The sequence below is a fragment of the Finegoldia sp. BIOML-A1 genome (assembly GCF_009678325.1).
GTDB classification, from domain to species: Bacteria; Bacillota; Clostridia; order Tissierellales; family Peptoniphilaceae; genus Finegoldia; species Finegoldia magna.
The window spans coordinates 67,914-81,672 of record NZ_WKZF01000004.1; the positions used below are offsets into that span (position 1 = coordinate 67,914).

Sequence of the window (13,759 nt, forward strand, 5' to 3'; positions counted from 1 at the left end):
TTAAAATTCTGATTATTAATGATAAAATTGTATTGGTGATTATATGGAAATCAAAGATTTACAATTTTTTAAAGATAAAAATATTTACGATTGTGATTTACAAGATGATAAGTACATTGTAAATACAGATTCTGGTAAATATATCGTTGAAATATACGAAGGGGATTTGGAGTCTTTTTTGAAATACAACCAACAAAATAATTATTTGTTGTATGAGTTAAATGACAAATTTGCAAAGATTGAAGATAGTGGATTTGAAAATGGTTATACTTTTGTGATTAAAAAATTCATTCAAAATCTTACAGATCAAATCTCTGTTGAAAAGCAAATACAACTTGGAAGTGAAATAGGCAAAATTCTCAGAAAACTTCACGAAAATAGCCAAATTAACGATGATACTACTTGGTCGAAGATTTTTAATTACAAAATCAATAATCTTATATACAACTACTCAATGACAAACTTCAGAGGAGATAAGGATTATATTGTATTTGACTACATTGAAAATAATAGATATTTAATTGAATCGAGAAGGTTGAGTAATATTTATCTGTTTGATAATTTAGAATCTATCTATGTAGACGAAAATAATTTGAATTTTGTATCAAAAAATGTAAGTTATATGGCGGATTCTTTCTTTGAATTTAGAAAAATAAACGAAGCTGATGAGAAAAATAGGATTTTCTACTATTCTTTATTAAAATCTTATTTTAATGGGAAAATTCCCAGATTATTTTATAGAATTCTTGCCATATACACTATTTTGGACATTCTGGAACCAAAATTAAATGGAGAAAATGATGTTGACTTGACAGGAGAATTCGATAGAATATTAAGCATTTACAATGATTTTGATTGTATAATTCCTGTGTGGATTAAGGAAACTGAAGGAAGGATAAGGGAGCTTAGTGATGAAGGTAAATTGTAAGTTTTGGTTTGAAGATGACAATGGAAAGAAGTTTTTCGGTAAAGGAAATTATCTTCTGCTAAAAGAAATTGACAAGACAAAATCTCTTAACAAGGCTTCAAAAAATCTCAAAATGAGTTACAGCAAAGCTTTTAATATTATAAAAAATAGCGAAAAAATTTATGGAGAAAAGTTTGTGGATACCGAAATTGGAGGAGCCAATGGCGGAGGATCGACATTAACAGAAGTTGGTGAAAGATTAATCAGAGAATATGAAAAAGGTATGTCAAATTTTACCAGAACTAGCAACAATTTAACAGAAAAAATTACAAAAAATTCCTAAAAAGCTTGTATTTTTTATAAAATCAGTGTAATATATATTTATCGAAGTGTCTTAATAATTAAAATCTCAATGGTTAACATTGGGATTTTATATTTGGATACTATTTTTAATTTATAAAAGGAGTTAAAATGAAGAAAGTAGTTTTAGCATTAGGTGGAAACGCTCTCGGAAATTCACCTGAAGAACAAATCAAAGCTGTTAGAAAAACAGCTGTATCTATAGTTGATTTAGTTGAAGATGGTAACGAAGTTATCGTTTGCCATGGAAATGGTCCACAAGTTGGTATGATTAATTTGGCTATGGAAACTGCTCATAATTCTAATCCACAAATTTCTAACATGCCATTTGCAGAATGTGTTGCTATGAGCCAAGGATACATAGGATATCATTTACAAAAGGCTATCAAAAACGAATTATCAAAAAGAAACATGAAAAACGCAGTGTCTACTATAATTACACAAGTTAAAGTGGATAAGAATGATGAAGCTTTTGCTAATCCAACAAAACCTGTGGGATTATTTTATTCAAAAGAAGAATCTGAAAAACTTGCTGCAGAAAGTGGATATACTTTTAAAGAAGATGCAAACAGAGGATACAGAAGAGTTGTTCCATCTCCAAAACCGATTGATATTATTGAAAAAGAAGAAATCAATACTTTGATTAAAGAAGATTTCATCGTTATTGCTGGAGGTGGGGGAGGAATTCCTGTCGTAGAAAATGATGGACAATTAGAAGGTATAGGAGCTGTTATAGATAAGGATTTCACTTCAGAAAAATTAGCGGAAATTTCTGATGCAGATTTATTAATCATTTTAACTGCAGTAGAAAAAGTATGTATTAATTACGGGACAGAAAATGAAGAGGGCTTGGATGAGTTAAACTTATCAAGAGCACAAAAGTTAATAGAAGAAAAACAATTCGCAGAAGGATCTATGCTACCTAAGGTTAAGGCTTGCTTGAGTTTTATCCAATCAGGTGAACGTAAAACTGCTTTGATAACTTCTTTGGAAAAAGCAAAAGAAGGAATCAATGGTTTAACAGGAACTAGATTTGTAAAATAATAATAGTACTTCCAAAACAAGAAATTGATTTGTTGTTTTTGGAAGTATTTTTTTAATGCTCTTTAAATTATTTTGAATTTAATATAGAATATAATTTAATGAAATTAAAAGGAGAGTGTATATGGAAAAGAATTCGAATTCATTATTTGATTATTATGGCAAACCTTCCATGCTTAAATCATTTCCGATAGCTATGCAACACTTATTGGCTATGATTGTGGGTAATGCGCTGCCATCAATAGTCTTGGCGAGTGCTTTGAAATCAAGTGAACATGCAATTACAGATGCACAAGCAATTTATTTGATTCAAGCAGGAATGTTTATTGCTGCAATAGCGACATTATTACAATTGTATCCAGTTTTAAAATTTGGTGCAAAATTACCAGTCATCATGGGCGTAAGCTTTGCTTACATTCCAGTTTTATTATCAATTGGAAAACAATATGGAATAGGTGCTGTGTATGCATCACAGTTGGTTGGTGGTATTGTGGCGATATTCACGGGAGTATTTATTGGAAAAATTAGGAAGTTCTTTCCTCCTATTGTTTCGGGTACAGTTGTATTAACAATTGGGCTTAGTTTGTATTCGGTGGCTGTAAATTATATGTCAGGTGGAAATGGACCTATGCAAGGAGAAATCAGAAACTGGGTTGTAGCGATTATAACTTTATGTGTTGTTTTGTTTTGTAATATGTTTATGAAAGGTTACATAAAATTAGCGGCAATTTTGGTTGGAATTATTGTAGGATATATAATTTCATTATTTTTAGGAATGGTTAAATTTGACAATGTTGTTAGTGCTTCTTGGTTTATGCTTCCACAAATTTATCCATTCAAATTTCAATTCCATTTGGATGCTATATTGACTATGTCAATTATGTACATTGTAAACTCTGTTCAAGCAGTTGGAGATTTAACTAGTACAACTATTGGAGGAATGGATCGTGAACCTACCGATGTAGAATTATCTGGAGGCATAAAAGCAAATGGTCTTGTAAGTGTTATTGGTGCATTCATAGGAGCGCTTCCAACTGCCACATATTCACAAAACGTTGGAATTGTATCAATGACAAAAGTGATTGCAAGAAAAGTTTTGTTGATTACTGCTAGTATGGTATTTATCTGTGGATTAATCCCAAAATTTGGAGCATTGATGCTTTCAGTTCCACAAGCTGTAATCGGTGGAGCAACTATATCAGTATTTGCACAAATAGCCATGAGTGGTATGAAACTTATAACTTCAAGCGAAATGAGCGTAAGAAATACAACTATTGTTGGATTGGGAGTTGCACTTGGAATGGGTATAACACAAGTTGGACCAAACGCTGTGAGATATTTCCCACAATGGTTCAGAATGGTATTCACAGCATCACCTGTAGTTGTTGCAACTTTGATAGTATTTTTCTTGAATATTATTATTCCAGAAAAAACATTAGAACAAGAAGAAAAAGAAAGAAAAGAAATAGACTAAAAAATCCCTCGCGAGAGGGATTTTAATATTTCATATATTTTTTATCGATATATCTTTTTAGTACGAATGAAAGATGAGAATACAACGTAAATCCTTTATAGTATAATAGCGCTTTTTCATTTCCACAATATAAAATTTGCATAGGATCAGTGTCTGGAACATAAGATTCTAATTCTTCATCGTTCAATGTGTGTGCTATATTTTTCATTAAAATAGGCGATTGTCTTATAGCATACACACCAGCTTTTGGTAGGTTAGGGTATTTGTCGATACTAACACAATCTCCAACGGCAAATATTTTGTCCGAAATTCTCATATACTCATCGGAAATCAAGAAGTTTTTATCGGTTGTATTTAAATTTCCAAAATCAACATTCACACCGCTAGAACCAATGCACATAATCAATTTATCAAAATCAATATCAATTTCATTAATAGAAGATACGTTTTTGTTTTCGTAAACTTTTATACCTTTTTTACTTAATAACTTTCTAGCTTTTTTATTAGCTTTTTCGCTGAATCCTTCCATATTCACACTGCCTCTTGTTAATATGGATATATTCTTGTCGGGATAAATAGTTTTCAGCACGAAAGCTAATTCCAATCCACTTGCACCAGCTCCTAATATAAGGAGATTTTTATCAGTGTCTTTGATTTTTTCTTTTAAATCGATAATTGTGTTTATAGGCTTAGAATTTATTATATTTTCTCCAGTTCCAATAGTTTTTTGAGTCGCTCCTAAATTAATGCTCAAGTAATCGTAGTCTACTGTGTGATTTTTTGCTATGACTTTTTTATTTTCATCGTCGATTTTTATGATTTTATCGAAAATCAAATCTGCTCCGTATTTTTCACAAACTTTTCTTACATCAAAGCATATCTCATCATGAGAGTATACTCCTTCCAAAAAACCGGTATACATACCAGAATAATACTGGTATTCGTTGTCTGTTATAACAGTTATTTTAATATCTGGATATTTTTCTTTTATATTTTTGATTACAAAAATATGTCCGTGACCACAGCCACACAAAACTAAATTCTTCATTTTGTCTCCTTCAGTACATTTTTTATTTATAATTATATATATCATATCAAAAAAGTAAAGCAATGTTAAATTCATTTTTCGTTTGACAATATTGTTAATAATTGCTAAGATTATATTGTATAGAAGGTATCTATATTTACACGATAACAACGTTTACGTTATCAAATGAAAATCGATAAATTTTTATTAAGTTTTTTAATTGTAAGCAAATGTTATCACAAAAATTTAAGGAGGACATTATGTCAAAAGTTTACAAAAAAATAATTGCTTTATTTCTTTGTTTAAGCATGGTTTTTGCAACTGCATGTGGTGGTGCAGGCAAAGATTCATCTGATAATGGAAAATCATCAGATACTAATGAAAAGAAAGAACAAGTAAAAGTAACTATGGTTACTGACCAAGGTGGAATTAACGATAAATCTTTCAACCAATCTGCATATGAAGGATTTGAAAATGCGAAAAAAGAAGGATGGTTGGATTACAGATATATCGAATCACACAAAGAAAATGATTATGCACCAAATATGGAAACGGCATTGGATGATGAAAGTGATGTAATATTTACAATTGGATATGCATTATTTAAAGCAACAGATGCTGCAGCAAAAGAAAACACTGACCAAAAATACGCAATAATCGACAATGCAAACGTAGAAAAAAGACCAAACATGATTGGGGTTTTATTTGCAGATAACGAAAACTCATTCTTAGTTGGATACATTGCTGGTATGACAACTAAAACAAACAAAGTTGGTTTTGTTGGTGGTATGAAGAGTGATGTAATTGACAGATTTGAATACGGATTCAAAGCTGGAGTAAAGGAAGCTGAAAGACAAAAGAAACAACCAATTGAATTCCAATCGCAATATGCTGATAGTTATGCTGCACCAGATAAAGGTAAATCAATTGCTAACTTAATGTACCAAAAAGGTGTAGATGTTATATTCCACGCTGCAGGTGGTACAGGTTATGGTGTTATTCAATCAGCTATTGATAATAACAAATATGTAATCGGTGTTGATAGAGATCAATCTGAAGATGCTCCTAAAAACATGTTAGTTTCTACAGTTAAAGGTGTAAATGTTGCTGTACAAAAAATCTCAAAAGATATTAAAGACGGTAAGTTTGAAGGTGGAAGTACAGTAACTTACTCATTAAAAGATGGAGATGCTGTAGATATTGCTTATGCTAAAAATGATTTAGTAGCACAAGATGTTAAAGACAAAGTAGAAAGCTTAAAGAATGACATCAAAGAAGGAAAAATCAAAGTTCCACAAAACGAAAAAGAATTTACAGAATTCGGATTTGATAAATAAGGTTGAGAACAGGGATTGAAAAATCCCTGTTTTTATAACTGTTTTTAAAAATGAAAGGGAAAAACATGAACGATGAAAAAAACATTGTTGTAGATTTAAAAGACATATCAAAATCTTTTGGCAGCAATAAAGTACTTGATAATGTAAATTTCACACTCCATGAAGGAGAGGTTCATGCTTTGTTAGGTGAAAACGGAGCTGGGAAGACAACTTTAATGAATATACTTTATGGGTTGTATGAACCTACATCTGGAAGTGTTACAGTAAAAGGAAAAACTTTTGATCAAATGACTCCTAAATTAGCAATACAAACTGGTATAGGAATGGTGCATCAACACTTTATGCTTATAGAACCATTTACTGTTTATCAAAATATTGTTTTAGGAAAAGAAATAACAAGTAAAGGTGGAATTCTGGATAATAAAAAATCCATTGATGCTGTAAAAGAATTGTCCGAAAAATACGGTTTGATGATTGATCCAGAAGCGAAAGTTGCTGATATTTCAGTAGGAATGCAACAAAGAGTTGAAATCTTAAAATGTCTATATCGTGGAGCGGATATTTTGATATTTGATGAACCAACAGCGGTTTTAACTCCACAAGAAATAGATGATTTTATAAAAATTGTAAAAAATCTTACAGAATTAGGAAAATCAATAATAATAATTACACATAAACTATCTGAAATTAAGGCAATGGCAGATTACTGTACAGTAATTAGACGTGGAAAATTTATCGATAAGTTAAACGTCAAAGAAATCGATGAAAATATTTTAGCAGAAAAAATGGTTGGTCGTGATGTAAGATTTAATGTTGAAAAAGAAGACCAAGAGCCAGGCGAAGTTGTATTAGATATTAAGGATTTGGTTGTAAAAGATTCCAGAAATATTGATGCTGTAAAGAATTTGAATCTTCAAGTAAGGAGAGGAGAAATTGTTGGCGTTGCAGGTGTAGATGGCAATGGCCAATCGGAATTGATTGAGGCAATTACTGGTCTTAGAAAAATAGAATCTGGACAAGTTACATTAAAAGGAAAAGAAATCACAAATCATTCTCCAAGAGATATTATAGATTCAGGAATGAATACTATACCAGAAGATAGACAAAAACACGGACTTATATTGGATTATTCTATCGCTGACAATCTAATTTTGGAAAATGTTAAAAAGAAACCTTTTAGTAAAGGGTTAAAATTAGATTTTGATGCTATAAATGACAATGCAAAACAATTAATCGAAAAATTTGATATCAGACCTAATGATTATCATCAAAAAACAAAGAATTTATCAGGTGGTAACCAACAAAAAGTAATTATCGCCAGAGAAATTTCCAATGATCCTGATTTGTTAATAGCAGCTCAACCAACTAGAGGATTGGATGTTGGGGCAATAGAATTTATTCACAAATATTTAGTGGATCAAAGAAACAAAAATAAAGCAGTATTGTTAGTTTCATTTGAATTAGATGAAATAATGGATTTATCAGATAATATAGCAGTTATTTTTGATGGCAAAATCGTTGGAGAAAAACCAGCAAAAGAAACTAATGAAATGGAACTTGGTAGATTAATGGCTGGAGGTGTTGTAGATGAAAAATAACAATGAAAAAATTTCAATATTCACAAAGTACAACAAGCTATTCTTCATGCTTTTATCTATTTTGATAGGTCTATTAGTTGGAGCTTTGGCTTTAATATTAGCAGGTTATAATCCTTTAGAAGCATACAAGCTAATGCTTGAAGGAATATTTAAAAGACCGAAAAATGTTGGCTGGACAATTGTAAATGCCATTCCAATTATATTCACAGGACTTGGTGTTGCGTTTGCATTTAAAACAGGATTATTCAACATCGGGGCAGAAGGTCAATACATTGTTGGAACAATGGTTGCATTTTTATTAGGATATAATCTTCACTTACCAGCATTTATTCATGTACCTGTAGTAATAATTGTTGGAATGTTAGCTGGGGCAGCTTTTGGAGCATTAGCTGGATTTTTGAAAGCTAAATTTGGAATACATGAAGTTATATCAACAATAATGCTTAACTGGATAGCTTTTTACTTTAACAATATGGTTGCGAATTATCCAAAATTCAAAGCAGCGAACTCTATGGGAACTCACGAAGTTCAAGAAAGTGCAAAAATTACATTGATGCAAAATGTAAAAGGGCTACCAAAAGCAATCGACAACTTCTTCAAAGCTCCAATTCACTTGGGATTGATATTAGCAATTGTAGCAGCAATTTTATTATGGTATATTTTGAAGAAAACTAATTTAGGATATGAATTAAAGGCTGTAGGTCTTAACCAAGATGCGGCAAAATACGGTGGAATTGATGTCAATAAAAAATTGACATTATCTATGGCAATAAGTGGCGCAGTGTGTTCACTTGGCGGAATCACTCAAGTTTTAGGATACAGATACACAATTTCTGCATTATCTAGTATGGAGAACTTTGGATTTGATGGACTTGCAGTAAGTTTACTTGCAAATAATAACCCAATAGGTTGTATTTTCTCTGGATTATTTTTTGGTGGATTGAAATACAGCGGTGCAAACGTACAAAGAGTTTTGCATGCGCCAACCGAAATGATTAATATAATAATGGGAACCATTATTTTGTTCACAGCAATTCCATTGATGTTCAGGATAATTAAATCTAGATTTAAAAACAAAGGAGGCAAATAATGAACTTAGTACTTTTAGGATTAGTAATAGGTAATACATTAATCAATGCGACTCCTATTTTATACGCTGGATTAGGTGGTATGATTTCTGAAAAATCAGGAGTTACAAACATCGGACTTGAAGGGATGATGACAATTGGTGCATTAATTGCAGCAACTGTAGGATACTACACTCACAATCCTTGGTTAGCATTTTTGTGCGGTGGACTAAGCGGAATGGTATTTGCATTAATTCACGCAGTTGTATCCATCACATTTGCAGGAGATCAAACTATTTCCGCAATAGCTATAAATTATTTAGGACCTGGTGTTGCTTTATTTGTTTCTAGAATATTCTTCGATGGAGCAACTCAAACGAAACCAATTGAACCACAATTCAAAATTCCAGTATTATTTGACGGAATTCAAAATAAATTCTTAGCTAACGTAATTTCATTACCTGCTACAGTTTATTTGGTATTTGTTTTAGTATGTTTGATTTATATATTTATGTACAAAACAAAATGGGGAATGAGATTGATTGCAGTTGGTGAGCATCCAAAAGCAGCAGAAACTTTGAACATAAATGTGTTTTTCGTTAGATACATGGCTGTTTTATTCTCAGGATTTATGGCTGGTTTAGGTGGAGCTACAATGTCTATTTCCCTTGTATCTTCATTCTTCCCTGCATTAGTTGCTGGACAAGGTTTTATAGCTTTGGTTACAGTAATATTCGGAAAATGGACTCCACAAGGTGTTATGTTAGCAGCGTTATTCTTCGGATTCGCTCAATCAATATCTGTTGTGTTGGGAGGAACAAATCTACCAATACCATCAGAATTAATATCAATGATTCCATATGTTGCAACATTAGTTGTATTGATACTATTTGGTGGAAAAACAAAAGCACCTACAGCAGATGGAATTCCTTATTTGAAAGATGATATAGCACTTTAATTGAACAAAAATAAAGGTAGTGTGAATTTCACACTACCTTTTTAAAATTTAATCTAAATTAAATTACGCTCTACATAAAAGCTCAAGATTTTTCCGTCGTAAGAAATTATTCCAGAGTCAACCATTGAACCAAGTAGATTTATATCATTATAATCTGATTCCCATCCCAATAAATTTGCATAATAATCTTCAATTTGAGGAGATCTTCTTACATTGATAAGTCTTTTCATATCTTCAAGATGTTGTGGTGTTTTTGTTGGCATTCCTTCGGCAATAATTATCAATTTATCATCTTTAAATTCTGAATCAATTCTGATACTTTTTGTGTCGTACATGAAAAAATAACTTAATATTTCTGATACAATTAATTTAGCTTTTTTTTCTTCGTTACTAATCATCGTTTTTTAACCTCACTCTCATTAAGAAATTATCCATTTCACTAAATACTGGAACTAAAATACCAGCGACAAATCCTCCTGAAAATCCATTGTTGTACAAATTAACTCCGCCATGAACTACTCCTATGTTTAGAACCATAGCCATGTGCAAAAATCCTGCTAAAATACCTCTGAAAAAGCCAAACTCACCAGCGATTGGAGCAAGAGTCGTTCCAAATAAAGCAGCTAAAAGGCTTGATGTAGATAGAGGATTAACTGTATTTAAAATAGATGCTAGGAATACACCAATTAAAATAGGGATAGTGTTTTTAGGGTGTTTACCAAATGCAGAAAAACCTGTTACAGTGAAAATTCCTCCTATTATTGGTCCACTTATCTTGCCACCTATAATTATGATGTAGCTTGTCGCAATTAGTCCCATAATGCCCATATTAATCATCGTTTGATATAAACCATCAAGCGATATAAAATCCGTCGCTAATCTACCCGAATTGTACATTATATTTTCATATCCATGGAAGGATAAATTATTCTTTACAAATCCTAACAAAAATATGGAAATAAAAAGTAAATACAGAAATATTATTATTCTTATATCATTAACTGGATATACCAAGTTAACAGATTTTATAGTCACATTAAACATTCTTAAAATTCCTACATAAAGCATTCCAACAATTCCTGCTGTAAATCCCATGTTGTATAAGTTATAACCTTGATGAAATCTCAAAAAAGTTCCGGATAAAGGAACCATAATAATTCCTATACTTATTCCAACTAAATAACTTAATATAATTGAATGTACGATAGATAAATTTGAGTCAAATGCTATTTCACTAATTAAAGGCCCTAATGCGCTACCAAATAACGCTGGAAGTATTACAGATGCTCTTGATGTATTTTCTATTTTTGCATAAATTAACACTCCAATAGTTATAGGAATTGTGTTGAAAATATTTTTGCCAAAAAAAGCAAATCCAGTCATAGTGAAAATAGCTGCAACTCCTGGACCAGAAATAACAACATTAAAACTATGTGATAAAATAGTTGATAATAGACAAATCAAGCCAGCATTAAAAAATGCCGCTCCAATACTTGCTAAATACATATAATCAGTAATTAAAGTACAGGGACTTTTAATTATAGTTATCAAACCGTTAAAAATTTCTGTCGGAGAATTAAATAAAAACGCCACTACCATCAGTAATCCAGCTAATGTGTAAAGAAGTTTATAAATCCCCATTGAGTGAAAAACTTTTTCTTTATCTTTCATAAGACCTCCATTTATAATTTAGTATATTTTATTATAAAGAAGTATAAATTTCAACAAAAAAGGAGCGATATTAAAATATCACTCCATAAAATTCTAGTTAGGTTTGTTTAAAAGTCTGTTTTTTAATTCTTGTTCCATTGCCATTAATTCTTGTTTTGCTTTTACTCTATTTTCGTGACCTTCTATTTGAATATTGCGGACTTCATCTAATGCACTGATAAGTTGCTCGTTAGTGTGTCTAATTGTTTCGACATCAACAATTCCTCTTTCGGTTGCTTTTGCAGTTTCTATAGTACTCATCTTCAATGTGTCAGCGTTTTTACGCAATAAATCATTAGTCAAGTCTGTAACCTTCTTTTGCGCTTCTGCTGCTTGCGAGTTATGATAAACACCTAATGATAAAACCATTTGGTTTTTCCAAATAGGAATAGTATTCACTATTGTAGATTGGATTTTTTCTACCATAACAGCATTTGAAGATTGCACCATTCTTATTTGTGGAGCCATTTGCAAACTCACCATTCTCGTAAGCTCAAGATCGTGTAATTTTTTTTCGAATCTAGTAGCCAAATCTCTTAAATCATTTGCTTTTTGCGCAGTGATAGAATTAGGAGAATTTTCGGCCTCTTTGAGCATATTTGGAAGTTCTTCATTTCTTACTTGATCCAGTTTCTTTTGTCCAGCAAGAATGTACATGCTTAATTCCTTAAAATATTGTTCATTTAGCTTATACATTTGGTCTAACAATGAAATATCTTTCATCAAAGTAATTTGATGATTTTCTAAAATTTTTGAAATCTCATCTACATTTTTTTCAGCCTTTTCGTAGTTTGCTCTCAAAGCAGTAATTTTATTGGCACCTTTTTTGAAAAAACCAAACACACCTTTATCTTCAGTTTCATCAAATGATTTTAATTCTGTAACTACGGAAGATAAAAGATTACCAACTTCTCCCAAATCTTTTGTCTTTACTGAATTTAATGTTTTTTCAGAGAAACTAGCGATTTTCTTTTGGGCTCCAACTCCGTATTGTAAAACTATGTTAGAATTAGATAAATCAATTTGTTTAACAAATTCATCAACAGTTTTTTGTTCCTCAGGAGTAAGGTTAACTTTTTGTTCAAATTCAGGGTAAAAAACTTCATCTTCTTTTACTTCATCAAGTGTAGGTTCTTCTACATCCAAAGTCAATTTAATAGGTTTATCTTCCATTATTCAGCACCTCTCTTAAACATAGTATTTTTCTCAATCAATCCATCTTGTGACAATAAAGTATTCATAACTTCGATTTCCGAGTTAATATTCAAAATATCATCGCTGTACAAATCTGTTAAAAGTTTTGAAAAAGCTTTGTTGATATTTTGAATAGCATTTTTAATATTGTTTTTTGATTTTTCTACGCTTAATATATCATTCTTTTCATTTTCAAATTGAATGTAATTTTTCACCAAATTTATAGCAGTTGGAGTGTAATAATCTACAAATTTATTAAGTCCATTGACATCTGAGTTGTCGTTTTGAATTTGATTATTTATCGACACTAACAAATCTTTTAATTTAATGACATCTTGTTTGAAATCAAAATCCTTAACAGATGTGATTAAATTTTCAGTTATAGTAATATAATTAGTAATATCTCTTTGTGAATCTATTTCTTTTTGATTATCTTCTGATTTGCTTTCATTTAAGTAATGAGCCTTGTATGCATCATAGCTTGTCCTGTCCAATAAAAATAAATGACCGTTTTCCACGACACGAGCTTGAGGGAAGTATCTTTTGTTTATGAAATAAATTAGTTCCTTGCTACATTTTTCAACTGGAAGATTAACTGCTGATGCAAAATCTTCTACGTTTAAAATTTTATTGTCTCCAATTTCTGTTTTGTATCTTAAAAATCGTTGTAATTTTGATGCGTGAATATGTGACAAAAATCCCACAACACCAAAAGCTAAGCTTACCATAATACCAGAAAACAGATCGGGTAAACTATGGGTCAACGATGAGACAGAGCCAAATAAAGTCATAGCGCCTATAGCATAACTAATATTTCTTAGTGCAAAATAACTTTTTGGATTAATCTTTTTTTGGGTTACTAACTTAGAGTCTTTATTTGCCAGATATTGTTGTTTCGGTTTAGGTTTTAGATTAAATGTGTTCATAACTACATTTAAACCGTTTTTTGATAAATCCAACGCCATATCAATAGATTTTTCTATTATTTCACCAACTTTTGAAAAATCATTGTCGCTTATAGCGTTATCTATATATTCTTCTAATTTGTTTTTCTTCATTTCACACCTTCCTATTACTATTGTATCA

At 31.0% G+C, this 13,759-nt stretch carries 13 protein-coding genes; 8 read left to right on the forward strand and 5 right to left on the reverse strand.

The window, feature by feature from the left end:
• Nucleotides 1-43: 43 nt before the first annotated feature.
• From GKG00_RS05220 to GKG00_RS05235, 4 genes are all read left to right on the forward strand, one after another.
• The gene (locus GKG00_RS05220; RefSeq protein WP_154254584.1) at nt 44-928 is read left to right on the forward strand and encodes a hypothetical protein; all 885 of its coding nucleotides are present in this window, start codon (nt 44-46) and stop codon (nt 926-928) included.
• Complete coding sequence (locus tag GKG00_RS05225; RefSeq protein ID WP_094208787.1) at nt 912-1,250, forward strand: LysR family transcriptional regulator; 339 nt, start codon at nt 912-914, stop codon at nt 1,248-1,250. The genes GKG00_RS05220 and GKG00_RS05225 overlap by 17 nt, the downstream gene beginning before the upstream one ends.
• Before the next feature lie 128 nt (nt 1,251-1,378).
• Nucleotides 1,379-2,311 (forward strand): carbamate kinase, encoded by a 933-nt coding sequence (gene arcC / locus GKG00_RS05230; protein WP_154254585.1) that lies wholly within the window; start codon nt 1,379-1,381, stop codon nt 2,309-2,311.
• A 121-nt stretch (nt 2,312-2,432) separates the two neighbouring features.
• The gene (locus GKG00_RS05235; protein ID WP_154254586.1) at nt 2,433-3,782 is read left to right on the forward strand and encodes a nucleobase:cation symporter-2 family protein; all 1,350 of its coding nucleotides are present in this window, start codon (nt 2,433-2,435) and stop codon (nt 3,780-3,782) included.
• Nucleotides 3,783-3,804: 22 nt separating this feature from the next.
• On the opposite strand, the gene GKG00_RS05240 is transcribed toward GKG00_RS05235, so the two are convergent.
• The gene (locus GKG00_RS05240; RefSeq protein ID WP_154254587.1) at nt 3,805-4,830 is read right to left on the reverse strand and encodes an FAD-dependent oxidoreductase; all 1,026 of its coding nucleotides are present in this window, start codon (nt 4,828-4,830) and stop codon (nt 3,805-3,807) included.
• A gap of 239 nt (nt 4,831-5,069) precedes the next feature.
• Between GKG00_RS05240 and GKG00_RS05245 the strand changes: the two genes are divergently transcribed.
• The 4 genes from GKG00_RS05245 to GKG00_RS05260 all read left to right on the forward strand — a co-directional run bounded on the left by GKG00_RS05245 (nt 5,070) and on the right by GKG00_RS05260 (nt 9,769).
• Nucleotides 5,070-6,146, forward strand: coding sequence for a BMP family ABC transporter substrate-binding protein (locus tag GKG00_RS05245; protein WP_154254589.1), 1,077 nt, complete (start codon nt 5,070-5,072; stop codon nt 6,144-6,146).
• Between the two features lie 65 nt (nt 6,147-6,211).
• Nucleotides 6,212-7,744, forward strand: a complete 1,533-nt coding sequence (locus GKG00_RS05250) for an ABC transporter ATP-binding protein (RefSeq protein WP_094207288.1) — start codon at nt 6,212-6,214, stop codon at nt 7,742-7,744.
• Nucleotides 7,734-8,834, forward strand: a complete 1,101-nt coding sequence (locus GKG00_RS05255; protein WP_154254590.1) for an ABC transporter permease — start codon at nt 7,734-7,736, stop codon at nt 8,832-8,834. The genes GKG00_RS05250 and GKG00_RS05255 overlap by 11 nt, the downstream gene beginning before the upstream one ends.
• On the forward strand, nt 8,834-9,769 hold the full coding sequence (locus GKG00_RS05260; protein ID WP_094207286.1) for an ABC transporter permease: 936 nt from the start codon (nt 8,834-8,836) through the stop codon (nt 9,767-9,769). Before GKG00_RS05255 ends, GKG00_RS05260 begins: the two co-directional genes overlap by 1 nt.
• Before the next feature lie 53 nt (nt 9,770-9,822).
• On the opposite strand, the gene GKG00_RS05265 is transcribed toward GKG00_RS05260, so the two are convergent.
• The 4 genes from GKG00_RS05265 to GKG00_RS05280 form a co-directional block, all read right to left on the reverse strand.
• A complete protein-coding gene (locus GKG00_RS05265; protein WP_094207284.1) occupies nt 9,823-10,167 on the reverse strand; it encodes a hypothetical protein in 345 nt (114 codons plus the stop codon).
• On the reverse strand, nt 10,160-11,440 hold the full coding sequence (locus GKG00_RS05270; RefSeq protein WP_154254591.1) for a DUF1576 domain-containing protein: 1,281 nt from the start codon (nt 11,438-11,440) through the stop codon (nt 10,160-10,162). The genes GKG00_RS05265 and GKG00_RS05270 overlap by 8 nt, the downstream gene beginning before the upstream one ends.
• 93 nt (nt 11,441-11,533) lie before the next feature.
• Nucleotides 11,534-12,652: a toxic anion resistance protein gene (locus GKG00_RS05275; RefSeq protein ID WP_154254593.1), complete on the reverse strand. Its 1,119-nt coding sequence runs from the start codon at nt 12,650-12,652 to the stop codon at nt 11,534-11,536.
• Nucleotides 12,652-13,731, reverse strand: coding sequence for a 5-bromo-4-chloroindolyl phosphate hydrolysis family protein (locus tag GKG00_RS05280; RefSeq protein WP_154254595.1), 1,080 nt, complete (start codon nt 13,729-13,731; stop codon nt 12,652-12,654). The genes GKG00_RS05275 and GKG00_RS05280 overlap by 1 nt, the downstream gene beginning before the upstream one ends.
• Nucleotides 13,732-13,759 lie beyond the last annotated feature (28 nt).

Excerpts from the sequence above, each read along its gene's own strand:
- GKG00_RS05255 (WP_154254590.1), top strand. The coding sequence starts at position 7,734 with ATGAAAAATAACAATGAAAAAATTTCAATATTCACAAAGTACAACAAG.
- GKG00_RS05260 (WP_094207286.1), top strand. The coding sequence starts at position 8,834 with ATGAACTTAGTACTTTTAGGATTAGTAATAGGTAATACATTAATCAAT.
- GKG00_RS05275 (WP_154254593.1), bottom strand. The coding sequence starts at position 12,652 with ATGGAAGATAAACCTATTAAATTGACTTTGGATGTAGAAGAACCTACA.
- GKG00_RS05240 (WP_154254587.1), bottom strand. The coding sequence starts at position 4,830 with ATGAAGAATTTAGTTTTGTGTGGCTGTGGTCACGGACATATTTTTGTA.
- GKG00_RS05265 (WP_094207284.1), bottom strand. The coding sequence starts at position 10,167 with ATGATTAGTAACGAAGAAAAAAAAGCTAAATTAATTGTATCAGAAATA.
- GKG00_RS05220 (WP_154254584.1), top strand. The coding sequence starts at position 44 with ATGGAAATCAAAGATTTACAATTTTTTAAAGATAAAAATATTTACGAT.
- GKG00_RS05250 (WP_094207288.1), top strand. The coding sequence starts at position 6,212 with ATGAACGATGAAAAAAACATTGTTGTAGATTTAAAAGACATATCAAAA.
- GKG00_RS05270 (WP_154254591.1), bottom strand. The coding sequence starts at position 11,440 with ATGAAAGATAAAGAAAAAGTTTTTCACTCAATGGGGATTTATAAACTT.
- GKG00_RS05225 (WP_094208787.1), top strand. The coding sequence starts at position 912 with ATGAAGGTAAATTGTAAGTTTTGGTTTGAAGATGACAATGGAAAGAAG.
- GKG00_RS05280 (WP_154254595.1), bottom strand. The coding sequence starts at position 13,731 with ATGAAGAAAAACAAATTAGAAGAATATATAGATAACGCTATAAGCGAC.
- arcC (WP_154254585.1), top strand. The coding sequence starts at position 1,379 with ATGAAGAAAGTAGTTTTAGCATTAGGTGGAAACGCTCTCGGAAATTCA.
- GKG00_RS05245 (WP_154254589.1), top strand. The coding sequence starts at position 5,070 with ATGTCAAAAGTTTACAAAAAAATAATTGCTTTATTTCTTTGTTTAAGC.
- GKG00_RS05235 (WP_154254586.1), top strand. The coding sequence starts at position 2,433 with ATGGAAAAGAATTCGAATTCATTATTTGATTATTATGGCAAACCTTCC.